Annotated in this window: 21 protein-coding genes and 1 pseudogene; 5 read left to right on the top strand and 17 right to left on the bottom strand. The window is 41.4% G+C overall.

Annotated features, from left to right (window positions below):
- Positions 1-207 precede the first annotated feature (207 nt).
- Positions 208-534 (top strand): hypothetical protein, encoded by a 327-nt coding sequence (locus E2R51_RS14170; protein WP_133377735.1) that lies wholly within the window; start codon positions 208-210, stop codon positions 532-534.
- 70 nt (positions 535-604) lie between these two features.
- On the opposite strand, the gene E2R51_RS14165 is transcribed toward E2R51_RS14170, so the two are convergent.
- The 5 genes from E2R51_RS14165 to rsgA all read right to left on the bottom strand — a co-directional run bounded on the left by E2R51_RS14165 (position 605) and on the right by rsgA (position 3,610).
- Positions 605-835: a hypothetical protein gene (locus E2R51_RS14165; RefSeq protein ID WP_133377734.1), complete on the bottom strand. Its 231-nt coding sequence runs from the start codon at positions 833-835 to the stop codon at positions 605-607.
- Positions 836-937: 102 nt separating this feature from the next.
- Positions 938-1,072, bottom strand: coding sequence for a DUF3953 domain-containing protein (locus tag E2R51_RS20140; protein WP_368773686.1), 135 nt, complete (start codon positions 1,070-1,072; stop codon positions 938-940).
- 262 nt (positions 1,073-1,334) lie between these two features.
- On the bottom strand, positions 1,335-2,003 hold the full coding sequence (locus tag E2R51_RS14155) for a DNA alkylation repair protein (protein WP_133377732.1): 669 nt from the start codon (positions 2,001-2,003) through the stop codon (positions 1,335-1,337).
- Positions 2,004-2,088: 85 nt separating this feature from the next.
- A complete protein-coding gene (locus E2R51_RS14150) occupies positions 2,089-2,340 on the bottom strand; it encodes a hypothetical protein (protein ID WP_133377731.1) in 252 nt (83 codons plus the stop codon).
- Between the two features lie 199 nt (positions 2,341-2,539).
- Positions 2,540-3,610, bottom strand: coding sequence for a ribosome small subunit-dependent GTPase A (gene rsgA / locus E2R51_RS14145; RefSeq protein ID WP_133377730.1), 1,071 nt, complete (start codon positions 3,608-3,610; stop codon positions 2,540-2,542).
- 322 nt (positions 3,611-3,932) lie between these two features.
- Between rsgA and E2R51_RS14140 the strand changes: the two are divergent.
- A pseudogene (locus E2R51_RS14140) lies at positions 3,933-4,478 on the top strand (DNA topology modulation protein).
- Here the strand turns inward: E2R51_RS14140 and E2R51_RS14135 are convergent.
- Positions 4,428-5,051 carry a class I SAM-dependent methyltransferase gene (locus E2R51_RS14135; protein ID WP_133377729.1) on the bottom strand — a complete coding sequence of 208 codons (624 nt, stop codon included), beginning with the start codon at positions 5,049-5,051 and terminating at the stop codon, positions 4,428-4,430. The pseudogene E2R51_RS14140 and the gene E2R51_RS14135 overlap by 51 nt on opposite strands.
- 163 nt (positions 5,052-5,214) lie before the next feature.
- On the opposite strand from E2R51_RS14135, the gene E2R51_RS14130 reads away from it, so the two are divergent.
- Positions 5,215-6,735: a BCCT family transporter gene (locus E2R51_RS14130; RefSeq protein WP_133377728.1), complete on the top strand. Its 1,521-nt coding sequence runs from the start codon at positions 5,215-5,217 to the stop codon at positions 6,733-6,735.
- Positions 6,736-6,780: 45 nt separating this feature from the next.
- Here the strand turns inward: E2R51_RS14130 and E2R51_RS14125 are convergent, their stop codons facing one another.
- From E2R51_RS14125 to E2R51_RS20650, 6 genes are all read right to left on the bottom strand, one after another.
- Positions 6,781-8,277, bottom strand: coding sequence for a phytoene desaturase family protein (locus tag E2R51_RS14125; protein ID WP_133377727.1), 1,497 nt, complete (start codon positions 8,275-8,277; stop codon positions 6,781-6,783).
- Between the two features lie 19 nt (positions 8,278-8,296).
- Positions 8,297-8,869 carry a methyltransferase family protein gene (locus E2R51_RS14120; RefSeq protein ID WP_240733087.1) on the bottom strand — a complete coding sequence of 191 codons (573 nt, stop codon included), beginning with the start codon at positions 8,867-8,869 and terminating at the stop codon, positions 8,297-8,299.
- A 361-nt stretch (positions 8,870-9,230) separates the two neighbouring features.
- Positions 9,231-10,688, bottom strand: coding sequence for a carbon starvation CstA family protein (locus E2R51_RS14115; protein WP_133377726.1), 1,458 nt, complete (start codon positions 10,686-10,688; stop codon positions 9,231-9,233).
- 201 nt (positions 10,689-10,889) lie between these two features.
- The gene (locus tag E2R51_RS14110) at positions 10,890-11,612 is read right to left on the bottom strand and encodes a LytR/AlgR family response regulator transcription factor (RefSeq protein ID WP_240733086.1); all 723 of its coding nucleotides are present in this window, start codon (positions 11,610-11,612) and stop codon (positions 10,890-10,892) included.
- Entirely contained in the window at positions 11,587-13,377 is a 1,791-nt protein-coding gene (locus E2R51_RS14105) for a sensor histidine kinase (protein ID WP_306462124.1), read from the bottom strand. Before E2R51_RS14105 ends, E2R51_RS14110 begins: the two co-directional genes overlap by 26 nt.
- A 71-nt stretch (positions 13,378-13,448) precedes the next feature.
- Positions 13,449-13,886, bottom strand: coding sequence for a hypothetical protein (locus tag E2R51_RS20650; protein ID WP_483299945.1), 438 nt, complete (start codon positions 13,884-13,886; stop codon positions 13,449-13,451).
- Between the two features lie 90 nt (positions 13,887-13,976).
- On the opposite strand from E2R51_RS20650, the gene E2R51_RS14095 reads away from it, so the two are divergent.
- Complete coding sequence (locus E2R51_RS14095; RefSeq protein WP_133377724.1) at positions 13,977-14,777, top strand: alpha/beta fold hydrolase; 801 nt, start codon at positions 13,977-13,979, stop codon at positions 14,775-14,777.
- A gap of 61 nt (positions 14,778-14,838) precedes the next feature.
- Positions 14,839-15,243, top strand: coding sequence for a large conductance mechanosensitive channel protein MscL (gene mscL / locus E2R51_RS14090; protein WP_133377723.1), 405 nt, complete (start codon positions 14,839-14,841; stop codon positions 15,241-15,243).
- Positions 15,244-15,261: 18 nt separating this feature from the next.
- Here the strand turns inward: mscL and nikC are convergent, their stop codons facing one another.
- The 5 genes from nikC to E2R51_RS14065 form a co-directional block, all read right to left on the bottom strand.
- Complete coding sequence (gene nikC, locus E2R51_RS14085) at positions 15,262-16,152, bottom strand: nickel transporter permease (RefSeq protein WP_133377722.1); 891 nt, start codon at positions 16,150-16,152, stop codon at positions 15,262-15,264.
- A gap of 26 nt (positions 16,153-16,178) precedes the next feature.
- A complete protein-coding gene (locus E2R51_RS14080) occupies positions 16,179-17,183 on the bottom strand; it encodes an ABC transporter permease (RefSeq protein WP_133377721.1) in 1,005 nt (334 codons plus the stop codon).
- A gap of 100 nt (positions 17,184-17,283) precedes the next feature.
- Positions 17,284-18,900, bottom strand: coding sequence for an ABC transporter substrate-binding protein (locus E2R51_RS14075; protein WP_133377720.1), 1,617 nt, complete (start codon positions 18,898-18,900; stop codon positions 17,284-17,286).
- A complete protein-coding gene (locus E2R51_RS14070; protein ID WP_133377719.1) occupies positions 18,897-19,922 on the bottom strand; it encodes an ABC transporter ATP-binding protein in 1,026 nt (341 codons plus the stop codon). Before E2R51_RS14070 ends, E2R51_RS14075 begins: the two co-directional genes overlap by 4 nt.
- Positions 19,894-20,913: an ABC transporter ATP-binding protein gene (locus E2R51_RS14065; protein WP_133377718.1), complete on the bottom strand. Its 1,020-nt coding sequence runs from the start codon at positions 20,911-20,913 to the stop codon at positions 19,894-19,896. Before E2R51_RS14065 ends, E2R51_RS14070 begins: the two co-directional genes overlap by 29 nt.
- Positions 20,914-21,735: the final 822 nt, after the last annotated feature.

Below are 21,735 nucleotides of genomic sequence, written 5' to 3'. Positions count from 1 at the left end.
CAGTTGAAGATGCAAAGTGTATTTAAAGCGCAGCGAATTAAACCACTATTGAAATTGCACCACAGTTAGACCTAACACATTAAATTTTTCAATATAATTCCTTCTCCTTCTAAGAGTCTTTTTTAATTAGATTCGTACAGAAAATTAATAAGAACAATCACATGATATAGTAAGAATAAACTAGTAATTAGGAGGAGTGAATTAGAAATGAAGAAAATGTTATTCTTATTCATTGTTATCTTTTTAACAGCCTGTAATCAGGCTAATACTTCAGGAAGTTATGCAATGATTGTTGTTGTGAACGATAATGAGTATAACGGTACTGAAAAAGATATAAATGATTATGAGTTAAAAGACGAGATAGGAAAAGTAACAAAGAAAGTGTCTGCTGATGTATTTCCAAATAATTATCAATCCAATTTTTTTGAAAAGGGTTCCATTATTTATTCTGTTAAAAGCGATATGAAATTTATTGTTGTAGAAGATACAAAAGGGGAAAGACATTTGTTACAAGAAGCCCCAGGGGATAATTAAAAGTAGAATCAAAAAACGGAGTATATGTATCCAATTATTTTTGATTCTATTTTTAATATTGAACCAACTGTTATCCAGAGTAATGATGAAATGACCAAACAATAAGTATGATACTCACTATTCCCCAAGTTACTGCACTCACTATCCACCATATTATGGATTTAGCTTTTATTGAACTTTCCTCGCTTTCCCTATTTGCAAGTATAAAAGCGAGCTTACTTTCCATGCTTTTTTTCAAAGAAATGAGAACAACAAAACCGATTATGATAATACCGATAGTTAACCAAATTAAAGAGTCCACCTTTTACACCTCCTCATTTTGTGAATTTCTTTCTTAAAGTTTAACATTAATTCCCTTTTCATTAACAAATAAAAAGCATCCCTAATTAAAGGAATGCTCCCGTTAGTTGAATATAATTTCAAATAAAACATAAAAGTTAAATCCAGTTACAAAGAAAAGTGTAAGGGCATTTGCCTTTCTTTTTTCGCGAAATTCAGTAATTCCAGTAACTAGAAGCATTAACGCTAAGAAAACAATACATAAGGACTTATTGCTCCTGTTTTACCAGTTATCAAAGCATAACTTGATATAGCAACAACAATAATTGCTAAAATAAGTCTAAGTATTTTCAAAGATTTATCCTCCAAAAATAAATTAAGTCTCTCGTAAATTCCAATTTAATCATATCATTCGAAAATATTTATTGGGTGAACTGCGATATTTTTTTGTTATAGGACAATCCTACATTTTTTAATTCCTTTATTTTCACATTAAACCCTAATAAATTTTTCAGAGGTATCTAATTATTATGTCGTTTGTTAACTTCAATCGTAATGAACTCCGGCAAATAGTTGGGAGTACATCCTTTGGCTACTATTTCATCTTTGTAAAGACCCGTTTTCTCACCAAGTTTAATACAACGTGCGCGATTCTTTTCATCATAAACACCTATCCAGCCTGCGGTGAAATTCATAGCCCATTGAACTTCCGGGTCTTCCTGCGTAATATTAGCTTCCAATGCAGATAGCAAGTCTGGGGTGTTATCAGGCGGTGTTTGTCCAGTCCATCTCAATCTCGCTTGATAATACCAGAAAGCACGCCTTTGAAGAGTAGAAGGACTATTTTCCCACGACTCCATCAATGCAATTTTCTTCTTTTCTTTGGTGAGCTGATTAGCCATAAACCAATCCATTAAGTTATTTCGCTCATTAAAAGTGTGAGTCTGCATATCCTTAACAAGCTTATTTATCACATCTTGTGAAAGAAGTTTTTTGTCCATAATTAAGATTGCTAATAGTCTGGGCAAAAACTTTTCGGTTGACCAAAGTTCAATAGCTAGTTCATGATCTTTTTTAATGTCCTTCGCGATTTTACGTAAGTCGCCTAGTTTAGTTTTACTATTGATTTGAACGAGAATGTTTTCTGCTTTTGAAGAGCGTTTAATTTCTGTACCTTTATTTCCATCCATTTTAAACAACTCCTTTATTGAAGCACTGTTTTATATTGTGTCCTGGACAGAATATATCAACATCCAAACATTAAAAAAGTTTCGATTATAGTTTACTAAATTCTGCTCCAATTAATAAAAGATAAGACATTCCTAACATGGCAATGTTTAATATAGTTCCTATAAGGACATACCACACTTCTTTAGATGCTATAGCAAATCCTATCCCTAATAACGAAGTTAAACCAATTATAATTGCATCTATCTTATCATCTATTGGTAAAAAGAAGAAAACTACACTTGATACTACTGCTATTATTGATAAATATCCTAACGTATTTCTTCTATTTTTCTTCATAATTATTACCTCCTGTTAGTGCCAGTTTGCATTTTTACAATATCTTGTACTTCTTATTCAATCTGCAACGTTAGTTTAAATGTATGTATTCACTATATCGGATTTCAATGCCACTGAAATTAACACACGATAGCGATTATATTTCAAATGAAAAGCCCAGACGGTTATAAGATAAGTGTCTGGGCTTTGTGAATAGTGTTTATTTATAAGTGTTTTTATGAGACTGGGTTATTTTTTTCCACTTCTTTTTTTCAAGAAGCTGTTCCCGTTTATTTGATTTTCGCTCAATATAAGCAAGCTCTTTTTGAAGCTTTCGATAACTTGATAGGCGTTCTTTTGGCAGCGTTCCGTCCTCAATTGCCCGGATAACAGCACAGTTTGGTTCATTTTCATGCAGGCAGTCTCTAAATTGGCACTCTTCGGCAAGTGCTTCGATGTCCTGAAACCCCTGTACAATTCCGTCGTCTGATTCCCATAATTGCAATTCACGCATTCCGGGCGTATCAATAATGACGCCTCCATCTGGAAGAACAAATAATTCTCTATGGGTAGTGGTATGTTTTCCTTTCCCATCATCCAAACGAATATCATTTGTAACCATCTTCTCTTCACCAAGTAAATAGTTGATAATCGAAGACTTTCCTACCCCGGAAGACCCCATAACTGCCACTGTGGTTCCTGTGTTGATATGGGTTAATAAATGGTCCAATCCCATCTCGCTTACAACACTGCACGCAATAATCGGCACGCCCATTGCAACTGATTCAGTCTCCTGAATTTTTTGGGCTGCATCTTCACATAAATCAGATTTTGACAGAATAATTACCGGATTGGCACCGCTCTCCCAGGCTGTCAGCAAATACCGCTCCAGTCTTCGCAGGTTAAAATCCTGATTCATTGCCATAACAAGAAACACAACATCAACATTAACCGCTACAATTTGCTCACCTGCTGTTTCTCCGGCCATTTTGCGGGAGAACTTTGAAGTGCGGGGAAGGATGTGGTGAATAATTGCTTTTTCTTCATCGATATATGGACTTACCATCACCCAGTCACCAACTGCAGGGTAATCTTCCCTCACAGCGGCTTCATGCCGGAACTTGCCTGAAACTTCTCCAAGAAGCACACCATGGCTCGTGAAGATCCGGTACAGTCTTTTGTGTTCAACAATTATTCTTCCGGGTATTAATGGTGATTTGTCTTCCGCTTTTGACTGCCAATCTTCGTTCCAGCCTATTTTAACTAACTCTTCATTTTGTATTAAATTCAATTTTTTTCCTCCTAATTTTACGCACTAAAAAAATCCATAGGTATGTGTAGTGTGTACACAACCCATGGATTTACTGCGTCAGTAAATTAGCAGGATAAATCCGAAAATGGACAGCCTGAAGGCCAGACGGGTTGTGTACACGAGATTGCAATGAACGATTTAAGTTGTTTTCTCATAGTACCTCACCCTTTCCATATTATTCTTTTATCATTATACTAAAAGTTCCGACTATTTGTCATCTTATTTTTAATAATAGCACTTTAAATTAGGCTGCAATCAACTCAACAACCACGTTTAATAAATAAAACTTAGGAGGCTGTAAATGAAAAAAATCATCATCATCGGTTCAGGTGGAGCAGGAAAATCTACGCTTGCCAAACAGCTTGGTGAAAAACTGGAACTTCCCGTTATTCATTTGGATGCTTTATTTTGGCGGTAAGGATGGGATCCAATGCCCAAACAAGAATTCCTCGCCAGAACACAGGAAATTATGAAATCGCCGGAATGGATCATAGACGGGAATTTCGGGTCGACAATAGATGAAAGAATACAGGCGTCAGATACCATCATCTTCCTTCATTACTCCCGCTATTTGTGCATTCAAAGAACCCTGAAAAGAAGGGTCATGTATCACAACAAAACACGTCCGGATATGGGAGAAGACTGTGCTGAAAAGATTGATTTGGAATTCCTGAAATGGATCTGGGACTACCCAAAAGAAAAAGCACCTCTTATCTTGCAAAAACTTGCTTCCTGCTCGTTAACTAAAAACATCATCATACTCCATTCACCTAAACAAACAAATAAATGGCTTCAATCAATCAATTCCAGTAAGCTGGACTTTTTTAAAACCAACCGCACAGACTGAAAGCTCAGGCCAAATCCGCCGGTAAGAAATCGTAACGTGGGAAAATCCAGCCTCATTCAATGATCGGTATAGATTATTTCCCATCATTTTGGTAAGGTTTGGACTTGCCTCTTCTTCTCTGGGCTGCATCATGATAACGATTCTACCCCCTTGCTTTAATGAATTAAATAAGTTTTCCAGTGCAAGAACAGGATCATCCCACAGCGTAAAATTATTCACTGACAGGATCTTTTGATAATGGTTTAAAGGCAGAATTAAACTTTCTGCTTTCCCTGTCATTAATCTTGCACGGCCATTTTTTATATGGTGTTTTAAACGCCTGCTGGCACTTTCAGTCATGGCAATGGAGGCATCAACGCCATCCACATAAACCTTCGTATCTCCTTTCAGCATTTTATGAATGGAATAACCCGTTCCGTGGCCGATTTCCAGGACGCGGTCTCCTGTTTGAAGATCCATACATCCAATAGCCCAATTGTTTAGCTTTTTATTTTCTTTGGACATAATAAACCCAGCCAGTTTCCCCATTTTACCTTCAGGATGGCTGAACTGTTGAAAAAAAGGCATCTTCATAAGGCAGCTCCTTTGAAAATTACATTTTTTTACTGTGTTTTTACGTTTTGACTCCACCTTAAACCTGAAATAAAGAATTTTCTGTTTAATAGGTCTTTTGATAGGGAAGTGGGTAATGAAGTCCTTTACTTTACATAACTACAGAATTTGGAAAGGGGTCGCTATGAAAAACTTTAAAGGGTTTCAATCACTCAATCGGGTATTTTTCATATCCGCTATCGTCATCGGGGTGCTCGTTTTGATTGGAGCTGTATCTCCGTCGCTGTTTGCTGCAGGAGCAAATGCAGCATTCAGCTTTACCACTCAGTCTTTTGGATGGTTATATTTACTCGCCGTCTTCTTTTTTGTTCTCTTCCTGCTTTTTCTGGCCGTCAGCCGTTATGGGCGTGTCAGACTGGGCGGTGATGATGAACGTCCCGAATACTCCTTTTTTACCTGGATCGGCATGCTGTTTTCGGCAGGCTTTGGCGTAGGATTAGTATTTTGGGGCGTTGCAGAACCAATGAGCCATTTTTTCACCTCTCCATACGGCAGCACCGAGCCGCTGACTGAAGAAGGTGCCAGACTGGCAATGGGCTATTCATTTTTTCACTGGGGAGTAAGCCAGTGGTCCGTTTTCGCTGTTGTTGGTCTTATCATTGCATATTTTCAATTTCGTAAAAAAGAAAACGGCCTCATCTCAACAAGTCTGTCTCCACTTATTAAGGAAGGACCGCTTAAAAAACCGGTCAATCAAACCATTGATATCCTCGCTGTAATCGCTACGGTCATGGGGGTGGCTACTTCACTGGGTCTGGGAATTCTGCAAATTAACGGTGGACTGAACAGTGTTTTTGGCATACCAAACAACGCAATGATTCAATTAATTATTATTGCTGTACTTACCGTCCTATTTCTCACCTCTACCACCACAGGTATTAATAAAGGCATCAAGTGGCTGAGCAATATTAACCTTGGTACTGCACTTATCTTAATGCTATTTGTTTTTATTGCAGGTCCAACTGTTTTCATTCTTGAAACGTTTACTTTAGGTCTTGGTGATTATATTACAAATTTCGTACGATACAGCCTGCGACTTCAGCCCTATAACGGCGGAGAGTGGGTACAGGAGTGGACCATTTTTTACTGGGCATGGGCCATTGCCTGGTCACCATTTGTAGGCGCATTTGTTGCGAGGGTCTCAAGAGGAAGAACCATCCGTGAATTTATTGTGGGAGTTCTGATTGTTCCTCCGGTCATTGCTTTATTTTGGATTGCTGTGTTTGGAGGCACTGCGCTGCATATGGATTTATTTAATGGAACATCCATTGCAGACGCCGTAAACAATGATGTCACCAGCGCATTATTTGTTACTTTTGAGCAAATGCCCTTCAGCCTGATTTTATCGACTCTGTCTATTCTGCTGATCCTGACTTTTTTAGTTACATCTGCAGATTCAGCTACGTATATTATCAGCAGCATGACAACAAGCGGCAGCTTAAACCCTCCTTTGTTTGTCAGGATCGTATGGGGTTTATTAATGGCAGGAATTGCAGCTGTCCTGCTGCTTGCCAGCGGTCTGGAAGGGCTTCAGACAGCTTCTCTCGTTTCTGCTTTACCGTTTACCATCATCTTAATTTTGATGATCTATACACTGTTTAAGCTCTTAAGAAAAGAGTTTCCAAGGAAGACCAGAAATAAATAATAGTAAAAAAACTCCAGCTCATTACTTGAGCTGGAGTTTTTTTCGTTATACTTCTACCGGCTGATGCTGTTTAATCAGATCCGCTGTTAATTGACCGGACAACGTTACCATCGGGACGCCTCCGCCGGGATGAGTGGATCCGCCGACGAAATAGAGGTTTTCATACAGTTCACTTTTCGCAGGAATCTTAAATCCGCTGTTTTTCTTGCGGTCAGATGCCACGCCATAAATAGACCCTCCGTTTGGACCATAAAGCTCTTCCAAATCTTCAGGCGTGAAGCGATATTCAAACTCGATGGACTCACGAAGACCTTTCATACCCATACGCTCAAGCTTGTCGAGCACAATTTCTCTGTACTGATCCCAATCCTGCTTCCCTTGTTCTCCCTCTTTTAAAGGCGGAACATGGGTTAAGACAAATAAATTATCTTTTCCTGCAGGAGCCTGCGTTGAATCTGAACGTGATGATATCCCAATGTAAACAGTCGGGTCATCAGATGGAATCCCTTTATCAAAAATGTCACTAAACTCTTTTTTGGGATCCTCTGAAAAGAAGAAATTATGATGCTTCAGGTTTTCAAACTGACGGTCTACGCCAAGCAAAAGCACCAGACCTGAAACACTTGGAATGAACGTTTTATTTAACTTTTTGGCTTCCTTTTTCGCCTGATTTTTCGGCACCAGATTCCGGTAGGCAGGAATGGCTTCCAAATTAGACACCACGATATCTGCTTCATAAAGCGTACCGTCTGTCGTCCTAACACCCGTCACCGTTTTGCCTTCCAGTACAAGGTGATCAACCGGAGAATTCAACTGTACATCCACGCGCAGTTCATCAAGAAGCTGCTTCATTCCCACTGCAATATTGTACATTCCGCCTTTTACATAATGAATACCAAGTCCAAGCTGAACAAAAATCAGCTGGTTTAAAATGGCCGGTGCCTGATATGGATTTGATCCGACATACATGACAAAAAAGTTAAACAGCTGTTCTAAATGAGGATTGTTTAATCGTTTCTTTGTTCCTTCTGCAACAGTGCTTAACGGATCCATCGCCATTAAATCCTTTAATGTGTGGTATCGTTTCAGATCCTTCAAGTCTGCCAGGCTGTATTTATAAAAGCTCTTCATACAAAGCTCGTACATTTTTTCAGAGTAATTGATCAGCTCGCTCATGCTTTGAGAAGAGCCATTATCCACTTTTTTCATTTCTTCAATAAGGGTAGGCAAATCGCTGGTCACATCGAGCTGAACGCCATCTTCAAAAAACGTTCTCCACTGCGGTTCAATTCGCTCAATTGGTATGTAATCTTCTAATCTGCGGTGAACGCTTGAAAAAAGCTTTTCCAGAACCCACGGCATCGTCAAAATTGAAGGTCCTGTATCGAAAGTAAAACCTTTTCCTTCTCTCCTGTTCAATTTGCCGCCGACATTTTCATTTTTCTCAATAATTTGTACATCATAACCATCTGCATGCAAACGAATCGCTGCAGACATGCCTGCCAGTCCCGCTCCAATAACCAACGCTTTTTTCTTTGTCATTTTCCCACTCCCAATCTAGTTAATATATAAATGGAAATAAACGAGCTCTTTTGCTCATCCATTGCTTGTAATCTAAACCGAATTTCTCAATCAGCAAATCTTCTTCATAACGAATCCGCTTCATCAGGGTCCAGCTAACGATCAATGCCCCAAACACAGCACCAACTATACTCATAAAAAACAGTGACATCCCAAGGGAAATCATGAGAAGCCCAGTGTATAATGGATGCCTTAAACGGCGGTAAGGTCCCGTGCTGACAATTTCATCCCCATCCCGAACAGTCACATTCCGGGTGAACTGATTCTTCAAATGAATAATTCCCCATAAGCGGAGAAAAACGCCTGCTCCAAACAGCACCGCACCGGGCACCTGAATCAGATATGCTGAAGCTTCCAGCTGCTTCATCTCCTGGAGTGAAACCGATAAGGCGATGGTTCCCAGCAAAGCGAGAAGAATCAATAAAAACGTGCGCTTTTCATGCGGATCTTCTTCTCCCACCCCGCGATTTCGAAAAAAGATAAATTCACTTATCCAAACCATACTCAAGATGACAAATATCCATTCCACACCCGTCATTAAGCCTGCCCTCACCTTCCTTTACTCCCTTTAAATATATAGAACATTCAGAAATAAAACAATTTTTACGATGCTTTTGAAATGGAAAAATTCTAATCATTTCCATAGAGTACTATTTCCTTTATTAAGAGGTGAAAAACCTTCAATTTTGTGAAGAAAGGTAAGTTACTAATTACGGGCGGGGAGGGTTTGAGTGTCTTCGTTTTGGAAGATTGGAAAACTTCTACGCTTCATGACGGAAGTTCTACATTTTAAATAAGAACTTCTACATCTCACGTCAAAAGTTCTACATGTCAATTCAAAGCTTCTACATCTCTCCCCCATCCAAAATAAGTGAACACAAAAAAACCGCCTTAATGGCGGTTTTCAGTAAAAATTATGCGGTTTTGTTTAAGTCCTCATCTACAATGATCGGAGTGATGCCTGAATCGCTTGCAGCCAATCGTGATCGAACTGTCATAAAGAATGCGATTACTGCTGCAACTGTAATGATTGAAGCGCCAATATAGGCTGCTTCGATCGGCAATCTGAATCCGATTTCAGCATTCAGAATATACGTGAAGGTAGCCATTGTGATAAATACTGCCGGCACCGCTGCAATCCAGTAATTCTTGCGCTGAAGTGCGAGATACATAGCGCCGACCCAGAGAGCAATCATAGCGGTTGATTGATTGGCCCAGGAGAAGTAGCGCCATAGAATGTTAAAGTCAATTTGAGTAAGTGCAATCGAGATAACAAACAGTGGAAGTGCAATCCATAAGCGGCTCATTATTTTCTTTTGACCTACTTTAATGTAGTCGGCAATAATCATACGCGCACTTCTGAATGCAGTATCACCTGACGTAATAGGCAGTACAATTACACCAATGATGGCAAGCGTTCCTCCAATCGCACCAAGTGTTGTAATCGAAACTTCACGGACAATTGCAGCCGGCCCTCCAGCAGCAAGAATTTCATTTAATCCTTGACCGCTGAATAGCGCCATTCCTGCAGCAGCCCAAATCATCGCGATAATACCTTCAAGAATCATCATGCCGTAAAAGATTTTGCGGCCCTGGCTTTCATTTTGAGTCGTTCTCGAGATAATCGGTGACTGCGTGGCATGGAAACCTGAAAGCGCCCCGCATGAAATAGTTAAAAATAATAACGGGAATATAGCCAGTCCGCCTGGGTGCATATTCTGAAGTGTGATTTCAGGAATAGGATGGCCTTGAACAACAAGCGCCCCTCCAACTCCAATCGCACTAACGACAAGCAATGCACCAAAGATCGGATATAAACGTCCGATAATTTTATCCACCGGTAGCAGGGTTGCCGCAATGTAATAAATAAAAATAAGAGTAATAATCACGCCCATTGATATCCAGGCAGGTGTCAGATCGGCAATTAATGCAGCCGGTGCGGTTACAAAAACAGTACCAACAAGCAGCAGCAACAGAATTGAGAAGGCATTTACAACATGCTTAAAAGCTTTTCCAAGAAACTTTCCGGCAAGCTCAGGAAGATGCGCTCCACGGTTTCTGATTGAAATCATTCCTGTTAAATAATCATGAACAGCTCCTGCAAAGATGCAGCCGAAGACAATCCATAAAAAAGCTACAGGTCCGTAAAGCGCCCCCATGATCGGTCCAAAAATCGGGCCAACCCCTGCTATGTTTAAAAGTTGTATCATCGAGTTTCTTTTTGTATCCATCGGCACATAATCCACGCCATCTGCGTTGGCATAGGCTGGAGTCATCCGTTCGTTTTTCACTCCAAATACTTTCTCAACAAATTTCCCATACGTAAAATATCCTACGATTAATATAGCGATTGCGACGAGAAAGGTAACCATTTATTTTCCCCCTCATAGTTTTATATGTTTTGTATACGCTTTCATTTTATCGCTTTCTTTCACGCTTTTGACACATTCGTGAGCAACAGGAGCATAATTTGTATTAACATGTCGAATTTATTGATTGAAATGTTTCAAACCGGTATTTATAGCGTTTGATCACACAAAAAAACTGCACGCGCGGTTCACGTGCAGCCTGTACTACAGTTCTAACGATTCTCTTAATTCTTTTATATAATTTCTGCTGACCGGAACATGGTCCTTACTGTTTTTTAGTTTTAATTGAAAGACACTTGCGCTCCAGGTTACTAATTCTTCAACCTTTTCAATATTCACCAGATAGCCCTTGTGTACTCTGAAAAATGAGTAGTCTTTCAGTTTGGATTCCAAATCCTTTAAAGCTGCTTTGGATGAATAAGTACCTTGCTCTGCCACAATATAGGTGTCTCTTCCTTCTCTGTATATATAAAGAACATTTTTGGGGTCAAGATATAAAATGCGGTCTTCGGTTTGGACGGCAAGCTTCCCTAATCCGGGACCGGATGGTTTTTTAGCTGTATGCCCCTTTTGCAGCAGGCGTTTCACCGTTTGAGCAAGCTGCTCTTCATCAAATGGTTTTAATAAATAATCCACCGCATCTAAGCGAAACGCTTTTACGGCATAATCAGGGTAAGCGGTAGCAAAGATAACTGCGGGCGGCTTTTTAATCTTATGAAGTGTTTCAGCTAATTCAATGCCATTCATCCCTGTCATTTCAATATCAAGAAATACAACATCCGGCTCTTCTCTTAAAATCAATTCTAGTCCTTTTTCTGCAGAATTAGCTTCTCCAATTACCTTCAGTTCGGGATGCTCCTCCAAAAGATGCTGCAACTCCTGCCGGCTGAAAGGTTCATCATCAATAATAATGGTGCGCAGTTCCATCTCCAATCCCCCTTTCCAGCTGTGATTTTTTTTCATTTAATGAAATGGAAAACGAAATACTGGTCCCTTTGCCTGTGTCCGACTGGATAGCCAGACCTGAATCTTCTCCGATCATTTTCATTAACCTTGCATTCACATTGTACAAACCGATCCCCGTTCCGCCCTCTGAGGATACGGGCTCTGCCAGCAGGCTGTTTAAGCGTTCCTCTTCTATTCCTAAACCGTTGTCTTCAATTTGAACCATTGCCCTGTCAGCTTCATGCGTTACTCTAATCATCAGCTGTGCATTCGAATCCATTGTTTTTAAGCCATGCTTAATTGCATTTTCCACAATTGGCTGCAATGTCATTGATGGCACTCGTGCTCTTAATGCCTCCTCCTCAAGAAAATAAGACACATCCAAACGGTCGTAAAAACGTGCTTCTTCTATAGCAAGGTAAGCTTTTACATGCTCCACTTCCTCGAGCAATGTAGAATAATGTTTCGTAGTGCCAGCCAGATTCTGACGGAAAAATGAAGAAAGGGAAAGCAGAAGCTTTCTTGCCCGGTCAGGATCCGTCCGTATTAATGACACAATTGTATTCATTGCATTAAATAAAAAATGAGGGCTCACCTGGGCTTGCAGCGCTTTAATTTCTGATTCCTGCGCTAACGCCCGATGCTTTTCCCCTTCCGCTATTTCCAGCTGATGGCTCAACAGTGTGGACAGACCCTGGATAAGCTCAAGCATGATAGGTGAAATCATTCGTTCCGTTGAAAAATAAACTTTTAATGTACCGATCGTTTTATCCTGCTGCTTCAAAGGGGCAATGACAGCCGCCTGCAGAGGACAATTTGGATCATTGCACTGAATCTCGTCTCTGCTTACCGTAACTCCTATCCCTGTTTCGATAACCTGCCTGGTGGCTTCCGTGCGGATTTCATGCCCGCTGCTGTGATGATCATGGCCGTTGCCAATATGGCATAAAATCCGGTGCCGGTCGGTCATTGCAACCGCGAGAGAAGGAACTTCTTTAAATAAAATGGAGCATACCTCTGCTGCTGACACAGGCGTCAGTCCTTTTCTCATATGAATGAGCGTCAGATTAGCGATGCGCAGGGCTTTTTGAGACTGGACTGCCCCCATTCGTTCTTCCTCCTGAATGACGCTCCGGATGATCAGGACAAAAATAGCGGTGCCGATCGCATTTGCCACAATCATCGGAATGCCGATGTCCTGAACAAGCGCCAAAGCCCGATCAAATGGCCTTGCCACCCCCAGAATGATGAGCATCTGCATAGCTTCTGCAATACCTCCCACGATAAGTGCTGCCTGAGGCGTCACAATTCGGCTTTTTGTTTGTTTGGACGATACGATTCCTGCAAAAACGCCTGCCACAATTGTTGCCGCCCCGCAGGCCAGGCCTGTGAAACCGCCAAGAAAAAAACGATGGACACCGGCAATAATGCCTGCTCCGACGCCAATTCTCCAGCCGCCCAGAAGACCAGCGACTACTACGCCCAGCACACGGGAGTTTGCAATTGCCTCATCGTCATTCAGCACTCTTGTCCACCGGTCCGTGGAATCTTCTATTGGATTTATAATAATGCCAGTATACGTGCCAATAATCCCAAAGCATCCAAATATGACAACTAGCAGCAAGCGCTGGCCAGTGTTGATAGAGGAATGAGGATCAAATAACCGCCTGAAAAAAGGCAGGCGGGTCAAGATAAATGCTACGGTTACGATTATCCCGAGCCGTTCAATCATGGCTAAAACCAGCACACCACTCACCTCTTACTAATTCATTGGTAACGTTATCATACCATCTCTTTTTTGGATTGTCGCAAAGGCAACTAATTCAATGCATTCGACATTTTTTCATTTGTTATAATGGAGATAAATGATTGAACGAAAGTAGGAATTTTATGGTTACTCATGGTATCAATGTATTTGGAAACGTTCTGGATCACAATACACGCTGTATCCATTACCATTCCGAAAAAGATATTATTGCGATTAAGTTTTACTGCTGCGGGCAATATTATCCCTGTAAAAGCTGTCATGATGAAAAAGGCTGTGGAAATCACGCGGTATGGCCTCACAGCCAGTTCAATGAAAAAGCTGTTTTGTGCGGCAATTGCGGCACGGAACTCACCATTCAGCACTATCTGTCCTGCAGCTCTTTTTGCCCGGACTGCTCTTCCCCATTTAACCCTGGATGCAGTCTGCATGCACATTTTTATTTTGACATGTCCAGCGGTAATTAAGCAGTACTGTCGTTTTTTCGACATAACCCAACAGATTTAATCCCATTCCTTCTTGAATTCTTACTGCCATTCGTGGTTAGATAAGTACAGAATCTATTAAAGGGGTTAATAGAATTGTTACATTATCGCTCATATCGATTAAATGATGATTTACCTTGGGTTACCTTTATCCACGGTGCAGGCGGAAGTTCTAGTATTTGGTTTAGACAGATAAAAGAATTTCGTCAGCATTTTAATGTTCTCGTTATGGATTTGCGCGGCCATGGACAATCAGCAAGAGGCCGCTGGAAAAAAGGGGACACCTTCAAAGAAGTGTCGAGTGAAGTCATTGAAGTGCTTAATCACCTATCTATAGAAAAAACTCATTTTGTAGGAATCTCTCTGGGAACCATTGTCGTACAAACTATTTCAAATCATTATCCTCAATATGTCAGCTCTTTAGTGCTAAGCGGAGCTGTTATTAAATTAGATATACGCACTAAATTTCTGCTGTGGTTCGGACGGACAACCAAGCATTTTATTCCTTATATGCTTTTATATAAGCTTTTTGCCTGGATTATTATGCCCAACCGCTCACATGAAGAATCCCGTCTTGCCTTTGTAAACTCGGCTAAGAAAATGTGCCAAAAGGAATTTATCCGCTGGTTTTCGCTGACTAAAGTAATCAATCCTTATCTTGACCGCCTGCAGATTGAAACAAACGGACTTCCGACAATGTTCGTCATGGGGGAAGAGGATTATTTATTCCGCGCTCCTGTTGAAGAGCTCGTACGGCGCGATCCTTCGCTTGGCCTGATTACCATTGAAAAAGCGGGCCATGTCTGCAATATAGACCAGCCTCAAGTATACAACGATAAGACGATTGCTTATATTAAAGAAGTTGAGTCTGCCAGTAAGAAACTGCAATACGTCTGATTAACAGTCAGGCGTTTTTTTATGGAAAACAGTATAATCTGTATTTTTAGGAGGTAAGACGATGATTAAAGAATTTAAAGCATTTGCCATGCGTGGTAATGTGCTGGATCTGGCGATTGCCGTGGTCATGGGCGCAGCATTTGGAAAGATCGTCACTGCACTGGTGGAAAATATTATTATGCCGCTTATTGGCGCTATGCTTGGAGGCATCAGCTTTGAAAAATTAGCTTTTACTGCCGGTGATGCTGTAATTTCGTATGGTGTGTTTATTCAGGCTATTATTGATTTTATTATTATTGCTTTTGCCATTTTCCTCTTTATTAAACTGATTAACCGATTCAAACGTAAAGAAGAGGAACAAGAAACCGTTGCGATTACAGACCCCCAAATCGAGCTATTGCAGGAGATACGCGATTTGCTAAAAAAAGAAGATGAATCATCACAAAAAAATCCACCGTGGCTCTGAACCAGCGGTGGGTTTTTTTTATGTTTTCATTTTAGGATCGAGTGCGTCACGCAGGCCGTCCCCCATCAAATTAAAGCCTAACACAACAAGCATGATGGCAAGCCCCGGGAAAAACATAGTCCACGGTGCCTGTATTAAGAATGAACGGGAAGCCGACAGCATGGCACCCCACTCCGGCTGCGGCGCCTGTGCTCCAAGTCCCAAAAATCCAAGTGCAGCTGCTTCAATAATAGCAGTGGCAATGGCTAAGGAACCTTGCACAATAATCGGCGTCATGGAGTTGGGAAGAACATGGGAAAAGAGGATACGAAAATCACTCATTCCAATCGCACGTGCGGCCATAATGTATTCCTCTTCTTTTACACTTAACACCTTTGATCGAATAAGACGTCCAAAGTTCGGCACGTTAATAATGGCAATGGCGATTAATGCATTGCGCAGTGACGGTCCCAAAATCGACACGACTGCAATTGCCAGAAGAATGCTCGGAAACGCAAGCATAATATCAAACAATCTTGAAATAATCGTATCAACCCAGCGTCCATAATACCCGGCAATAATACCAAGCGTACTTCCCACCACGGCAGATCCGACCACCGCCAGAAAACCTACCCATAAAGAAATTCTCGCGCCATGAACGACACGGGAGAAAATGTCCCTGCCAAAATCATCAGTGCCAAACCAGTACTCTGATGATGGCGCCTGCAGCCGCTCAGAAAGCTTCTGGTCATTAATTCCTTCCGGCGCAATCCAGGGTGCGAAAATAGCGACAATAATAAAAAACGTTACGATGCTTAATCCAACAATGGCAATTTTATTTTTCTTAAAATTCCTCCATGCTTCTTTCCACGGAGGGAGCGTCTCATCTTGATGCTGGACCGGCTCTAACTGTTTTGCTGGCTCTGCCATATCTTCATTCCTCTCTCACTGCGAAACTAGCTGTATCGGATTCTTGGATCAACAATGGAATACAATATGTCGACAATTAAATTAATCATGACAAATATAAAGGCTACAACTAAAATTCCTGACTGAATTACCGGATAATCCCGTGAAGAAATTGCTTCATAAATATATCTTCCTATCCCCGGAAGCCCAAATATCGTTTCTGTTAAAATAGCGCCGCCAAGCAGCAAGCCTGTCTGAAGACCAATAACAGTAAGAACCGGAATCACCGCATTTTTCAGGGAATGCTTATAAACAACCCAAAACATCTTCTCGCCCTTTGCACGAGCTGTGCGGATGTAATCCGATTTCATTACCTCAAGCATACTCGAACGGGTCATACGGGCAATAATGGCCATTGGAATCGTGGCCAGTGCAAGGCCGGGCATCACCAAATGGCGAAGAACATCCACAGTCTGATCAAATCGCCCCTGAATGATCGTATCAAGTACGTATAAATTCGTAATGGCATTTACAGGATCGCGAACATTCTCTCTGCCCGTAGTCGGGAGCCAGTCCCATTGCAGGGAAAACTGGTATTGCATCATCAGCCCCAGCCAAAAAATAGGCATGGAAACGCCAATAAGCGCTAACACCATCGCTGTGTAATCGAACCATGAGTTTTGAAACCATGCAGAAATAATGCCTGCATTTACTCCTATCACAACCGCAATAACAATGGCAAAGATAGACAGTTCAAAAGTAGCTGCCAGATAAGGCCAGATTTCTTCATTTACTGCTGTCCGTGTACGAATCGACTGCCCTAAATCACCTGTGAATAAGTTCTTTAAATACTCAAAGTATTGAATATACCAGGGATTGTTCAGGCCCAGAGATTCTCTTAATGCTGCAACGGCTTCTTCAGTTGCCTGCTGGCCAAGTATAACCACCGCGGGATCGCCCGGGATTGCCCTGATAATTAAAAAGACAATAAAGGTCATTCCCAGAAGGACAGGAATCAATTGCAAAAGCCGTCTCATAATATATTGGAGCATCTTCTCCACCCCTACTCTTCGGTCTGCTATGTATTTTGTTCTATTATGATGAGAAAAAGGAAAGGCGAATGAACACCTTTCCCCAAAAAAAGGTAATGATTTATTCGAAGTACACTTCTGCTAACGCATCAGATCCGGTTGGATGAGCAACAAAATCTTTTAATGCTGCACTTCCGGCCATTAATGGTGTTGAGTGAGCCAAAGGCACCCATGGGGCATCTTCATGGATCATTTCCTGTGCTTCCATATAGATCTGGTTACGTTTTTCTTCATCCACTTCAGATTGAGCTTCAATCAAAAGATCGTGCACTTCCTGGTTTTCATAATACGTGTAGTTGTTGCTTCCAATATTGTCCTGATCTAAAAGAACATAAAGGAAGTTGTCAGCATCTCCATTATCGCCAGTCCATCCGAGAAGGAAGGCATCTGCTTCTCCCAGACGGGCTTTATCAAGATAAGTAGCCCATTCATACGTAACGATTTCTGCAGTAATGCCTACAGCTGAAAGATTGTTTTGGATGGCTTCAGCGACCTTCTGACCATCCGGCATATATGGACGAGGAACCGGCATTGCCCAAAGGTCCATTTCAAAACCGTCTTCCAGTCCTGCTTCTTTCAGCAATTCTTTTGCTTTCTCAGGATCATATTCATATCCTTCAATGTCATCGTTATACCCGGCGATAACTGACGGCATCGGGTTTTTCGCTACTTCAGCTCGCCCTTCAAAGAAAGCATCCACAATTGCCTGGCGGTCAATTGCATAATTCATTGCCTGACGTACTTTTGGATCATCAAAAGGTTCTCTTGTCGTTGTTAAACCAAGGTATCCGACGTTCATAGACGGACGTTCGAATAATTGAAGCTCTGCATTATCTTCAATTTGTGTTGAGTCGCTTGGGTTTACTCCATCAGCAAGATCAATCTCACCGCTTGTTAATGCGTTCAGACGTGCTGAGTTCTCTGGAATTGAACGGAAGATTACCTGGTTTAGCTTCGGTAAACCTTCCTGCCAGTAGTCCTCATATTTCTCAATCACAATTCGCTCATTACGCTTCCACTCAACAAATTTAAATGGACCTGTTCCCACTGGAGTTTCGTTAAAGCCCTCATCTCCCATTTCATCAATTGCTTTAGGACTTCCGATGCCAAACGGGCTCATCGCAAGGTTTTTCAAGAACGGAGCTTGCGGGCGCTTAAGTTTAAATTCAACCGTCATATCATCTGTTGCAGTAACAGATTCAATCACATGACCTTCGTCATCGCCAAATCCGCCAAACATTGATTTATAATAGTAGAACTTATCTTCTGTACCCTGTGCCCAGCGGTCAAAATTGTAGACAACTGCCTCTGCATTTAACGGTTCTCCATCATGGAATGTAACACCTTCCTGGAGCTTGAACGTATAAGTCAGTCCATCCTCTGCAATTTCCCATTCAGCAGCAAGACCCGGGTTAATCTCGGTATCTTCACGGCCAAACTCAACTAATGTTTCAAATATATTCTTTGTCACCTTAAATGACTCGCCATCTGTAACAGTAATCGGATCAAGACCTACAGAATCTCCGCCTCGGCCGAAGACAAGTGTATCCTGAGCGTCTCCGCCCTCATTGTTCTCCCCTTCACCTGCTCCTCCCCCATTATCACTGGAGCAGCCAAAAAGCGCTGTTGAAACTGTTAGTAAAAGAATGAAAAATAGTAACCAAGCTTTCTTATTCAAATCTTTACCTCCTCTGGTTTATCTATATTTTGACTCGCGGCCTGTCCATCTTTGGAATATAGATGGCATGCTACGTAATGTCCTTCTTCTTGTTCCTGCAGTAACGGCACCTTCTGTTCACATACGTCCATTTTAAACGGGCATCTGGTATGGAATGTACAGCCAGATGGCGGGTTGGAGGGACTCGGAATATCTCCCTGTAAAACGATAGAGTCTTTTTCAAATGTAGGATCCGGAATCGGCACAGCCGACAGCAACGCCTGCGTATAGGGATGCAGCGGCATATCATAAAGGCGTTCACTTGTTGTAAGTTCTACCATTTTCCCTAAATACATCACCCCAACCCGGTCGCTTATATGACGCACAACACCAAGGTCATGCGCGATCACAATGTAGGTAAGTCCAAACTCATTCTGAAGATCCTGCATTAAATTTAATACCTGGGATTGTATTGATACATCAAGGGCAGATACCGGTTCATCTGCAATGATCAGTTTAGGTCTTGTCATTAAAGCTCTGGCAATGCCGATCCGCTGCCGCTGTCCACCGCTGAACTGATGGGGGTACCGCTTTGCGTGATAGCTGCTCAAACCAACTATCTCAAGCAGTTCACGAACACGCTTTTTTCGCTCTGCGGGGGAGCCAATGCCGTGAACCTTTAAAGGCTCTTCCAGTATTTTTTCAACCGTGTGGCGGGGATTTAATGAGGCAAATGGATCCTGAAACACCATCTGCATATCACGTCTCATTTTTCTAAGGTCAGTTTTTGACAGGTCGGTAACGTTTTTCCCCTCAAAATAAACATCGCCTTCTGTCGGTTCGATCAGGCGAAGCAGCATCCGTCCTGTTGTGGACTTGCCGCACCCCGATTCCCCTACAATGCCCAACGTTTCTCCTTTTTGAACGGTGAAGGAAACCCCCTCTACTGCTTTTACCTGTCCAATCTCTTTCCCAAGCACCCCTCCCCGAAGAGGAAAGTGTTTTTTTAAATTTTCAACTCGTAACAGTGGCTCTGTTGTCATTTACCTTGCCCTCCTGATTATCGAATAAGAAACAGCGGGTTGAATGTCCTTCCGCTGTTTTATATAGCGGCGGATCTTCCTGAAGGCAGCGGTCAAAAGCAAACTCACAGCGCGCAGCAAATCGGCAGCCCTGTTTAATGGAGCCGGGTCTTGGCACATTCCCAGGAATTGAGTAGAGCCGCTGTTTTTTATGGCGCATATCGGGCACCGATTGAATTAACCCTCTTGTATAGGGATGCTGAGGATCTTTGAAAATGTCCACCGCATCACCATTTTCCACTACTTTACCAGCGTACATGACGACGACTCTTTCACATGTTTCTGCCACCACTCCGAGATCATGAGTAATTAGCATAATAGCCGTATTTAATTCAATATTTAATCGTTTCATCAGCTTAAGAATCTGTGCCTGAATGGTCACGTCAAGGGCAGTTGTCGGCTCATCGGCTATCAGCAGCTTGGGATCGCACACCATCGCCATTGCTATCATCACCCTTTGTCTCATCCCTCCTGACAATTGATGGGGATACTCATTCATTAATTCTTCGGCACGGGGCAGGCCGACTAATTTCAGCATGTCAATCGCACGTTTTTTTGCTTGCTTTTTGTTTCCTTTTTTATGTATAAGTGTGGCATCCATAAGCTGACTTCCTATGGTAAAAAGCGGGTTCAATGACGTCATTGGCTCCTGAAAGATCATGGCAACGTCGTTTCCTCGTATTTGCCTCATTCGTTTTTCGGAAGCCGAGGTTAACTCTTCCCCGTTTAATTTTATTTCTCCTGCGACAATTTTACCGGGAGGATTTGGAATCAATCCCATTACCGAAAGCGAAGTAACACTCTTTCCGCATCCAGATTCTCCAACAATCCCAAGCACTTCTCCTTCTCTTACGTAAAAATCTATGTCATCTACGGCTGGAACTTCGCCGTCATCTGTAAAAAAAGATACTCTAAGCCCTTTCACCTGCAAGACTGGTTTTTTGGTGCTCATTTTGTTCCCCCTCATAATTCAAACTATTAAATGTTTTTCTAATATATTTTATTTTCTGAAATTTACTAATTCTTATTATACGATGTTACAAATATATTTCAATAGCATACTTCGAAAATTTGTCACAAATTAGCACCATGACAGTTTAAAGCGATAAAGGAAAATAGCTCTTCACTTCATGATTTCAGCTAAATCAAAATAGAAAAATAATAAAAATTGCAGGTCTACTATAATATTTTTCTTTAATCCAAAATTAAAAACAGATTAAGTCATACGGAATTACCTCCTGTTAATCACATAAAGATCGTTTCAACTCCACTTCAGGCGGTCAGTGATCTGTCACTTTGAAAAAAACAAATGGAAAAAAGCGATACTTCATTGAACTGTATTCAGCTCATGAAATATCGCTTACTGAATCATTGCGTAGCTTTGATTCAGTCGTCTTGCAAAGGTTCGATGCCTGACGCAAGGCGCTATTTAGGAGATTTATATCGGCACCTCTTGGAAGAAGTTAGAGGGGATTTAAATAATTTATTGTTATCCTCATAGGCAAATTGCAGTAAAAAAAGAGCGATACGGACTCAGTCCTCATCGCTTTTTTCTCTCCAATTCTTGTTCTTTTTCATTTGTCGGAACTGCCTCATTTAATTCTTCAATAGACTATGTTGAGGATTGATCGTATCAATGTCTATTTCAAATTCTTCTCTTGATTGCACTAACGGATTTTCATCAATTGCCAGCCGATTAAGAAGTTTTGTGTTGGTGTTAAGTTTTTACTGTTAAAACTCCAACCGAAAATTAAATTACCCTACTCCGAGAGAA

This window comes from Jeotgalibacillus sp. S-D1, from assembly GCF_004358665.1.
Classification (GTDB): Bacteria; Bacillota; Bacilli; order Bacillales; family Jeotgalibacillaceae; genus Jeotgalibacillus.
This window is presented reverse-complemented; position numbering and strand designations above follow the sequence as displayed.

Excerpts from the sequence above, each read along its gene's own strand:
- E2R51_RS14170 (WP_133377735.1), top strand. The coding sequence starts at position 208 with ATGAAGAAAATGTTATTCTTATTCATTGTTATCTTTTTAACAGCCTGT.
- E2R51_RS14155 (WP_133377732.1), bottom strand. The coding sequence starts at position 2,003 with ATGGATGGAAATAAAGGTACAGAAATTAAACGCTCTTCAAAAGCAGAA.
- E2R51_RS14150 (WP_133377731.1), bottom strand. The coding sequence starts at position 2,340 with ATGAAGAAAAATAGAAGAAATACGTTAGGATATTTATCAATAATAGCA.
- E2R51_RS14135 (WP_133377729.1), bottom strand. The coding sequence starts at position 5,051 with ATGAAGATGCCTTTTTTTCAACAGTTCAGCCATCCTGAAGGTAAAATG.
- E2R51_RS14130 (WP_133377728.1), top strand. The coding sequence starts at position 5,215 with ATGAAAAACTTTAAAGGGTTTCAATCACTCAATCGGGTATTTTTCATA.
- E2R51_RS14125 (WP_133377727.1), bottom strand. The coding sequence starts at position 8,277 with ATGACAAAGAAAAAAGCGTTGGTTATTGGAGCGGGACTGGCAGGCATG.
- E2R51_RS14115 (WP_133377726.1), bottom strand. The coding sequence starts at position 10,688 with ATGGTTACCTTTCTCGTCGCAATCGCTATATTAATCGTAGGATATTTT.
- E2R51_RS14110 (WP_240733086.1), bottom strand. The coding sequence starts at position 11,612 with ATGGAACTGCGCACCATTATTATTGATGATGAACCTTTCAGCCGGCAG.
- E2R51_RS20650 (WP_483299945.1), bottom strand. The coding sequence starts at position 13,886 with ATGTCGAAAAAACGACAGTACTGCTTAATTACCGCTGGACATGTCAAA.
- mscL (WP_133377723.1), top strand. The coding sequence starts at position 14,839 with ATGATTAAAGAATTTAAAGCATTTGCCATGCGTGGTAATGTGCTGGAT.
- nikC (WP_133377722.1), bottom strand. The coding sequence starts at position 16,152 with ATGGCAGAGCCAGCAAAACAGTTAGAGCCGGTCCAGCATCAAGATGAG.
- E2R51_RS14080 (WP_133377721.1), bottom strand. The coding sequence starts at position 17,183 with ATGCTCCAATATATTATGAGACGGCTTTTGCAATTGATTCCTGTCCTT.
- E2R51_RS14070 (WP_133377719.1), bottom strand. The coding sequence starts at position 19,922 with ATGACAACAGAGCCACTGTTACGAGTTGAAAATTTAAAAAAACACTTT.
- E2R51_RS14065 (WP_133377718.1), bottom strand. The coding sequence starts at position 20,913 with ATGAGCACCAAAAAACCAGTCTTGCAGGTGAAAGGGCTTAGAGTATCT.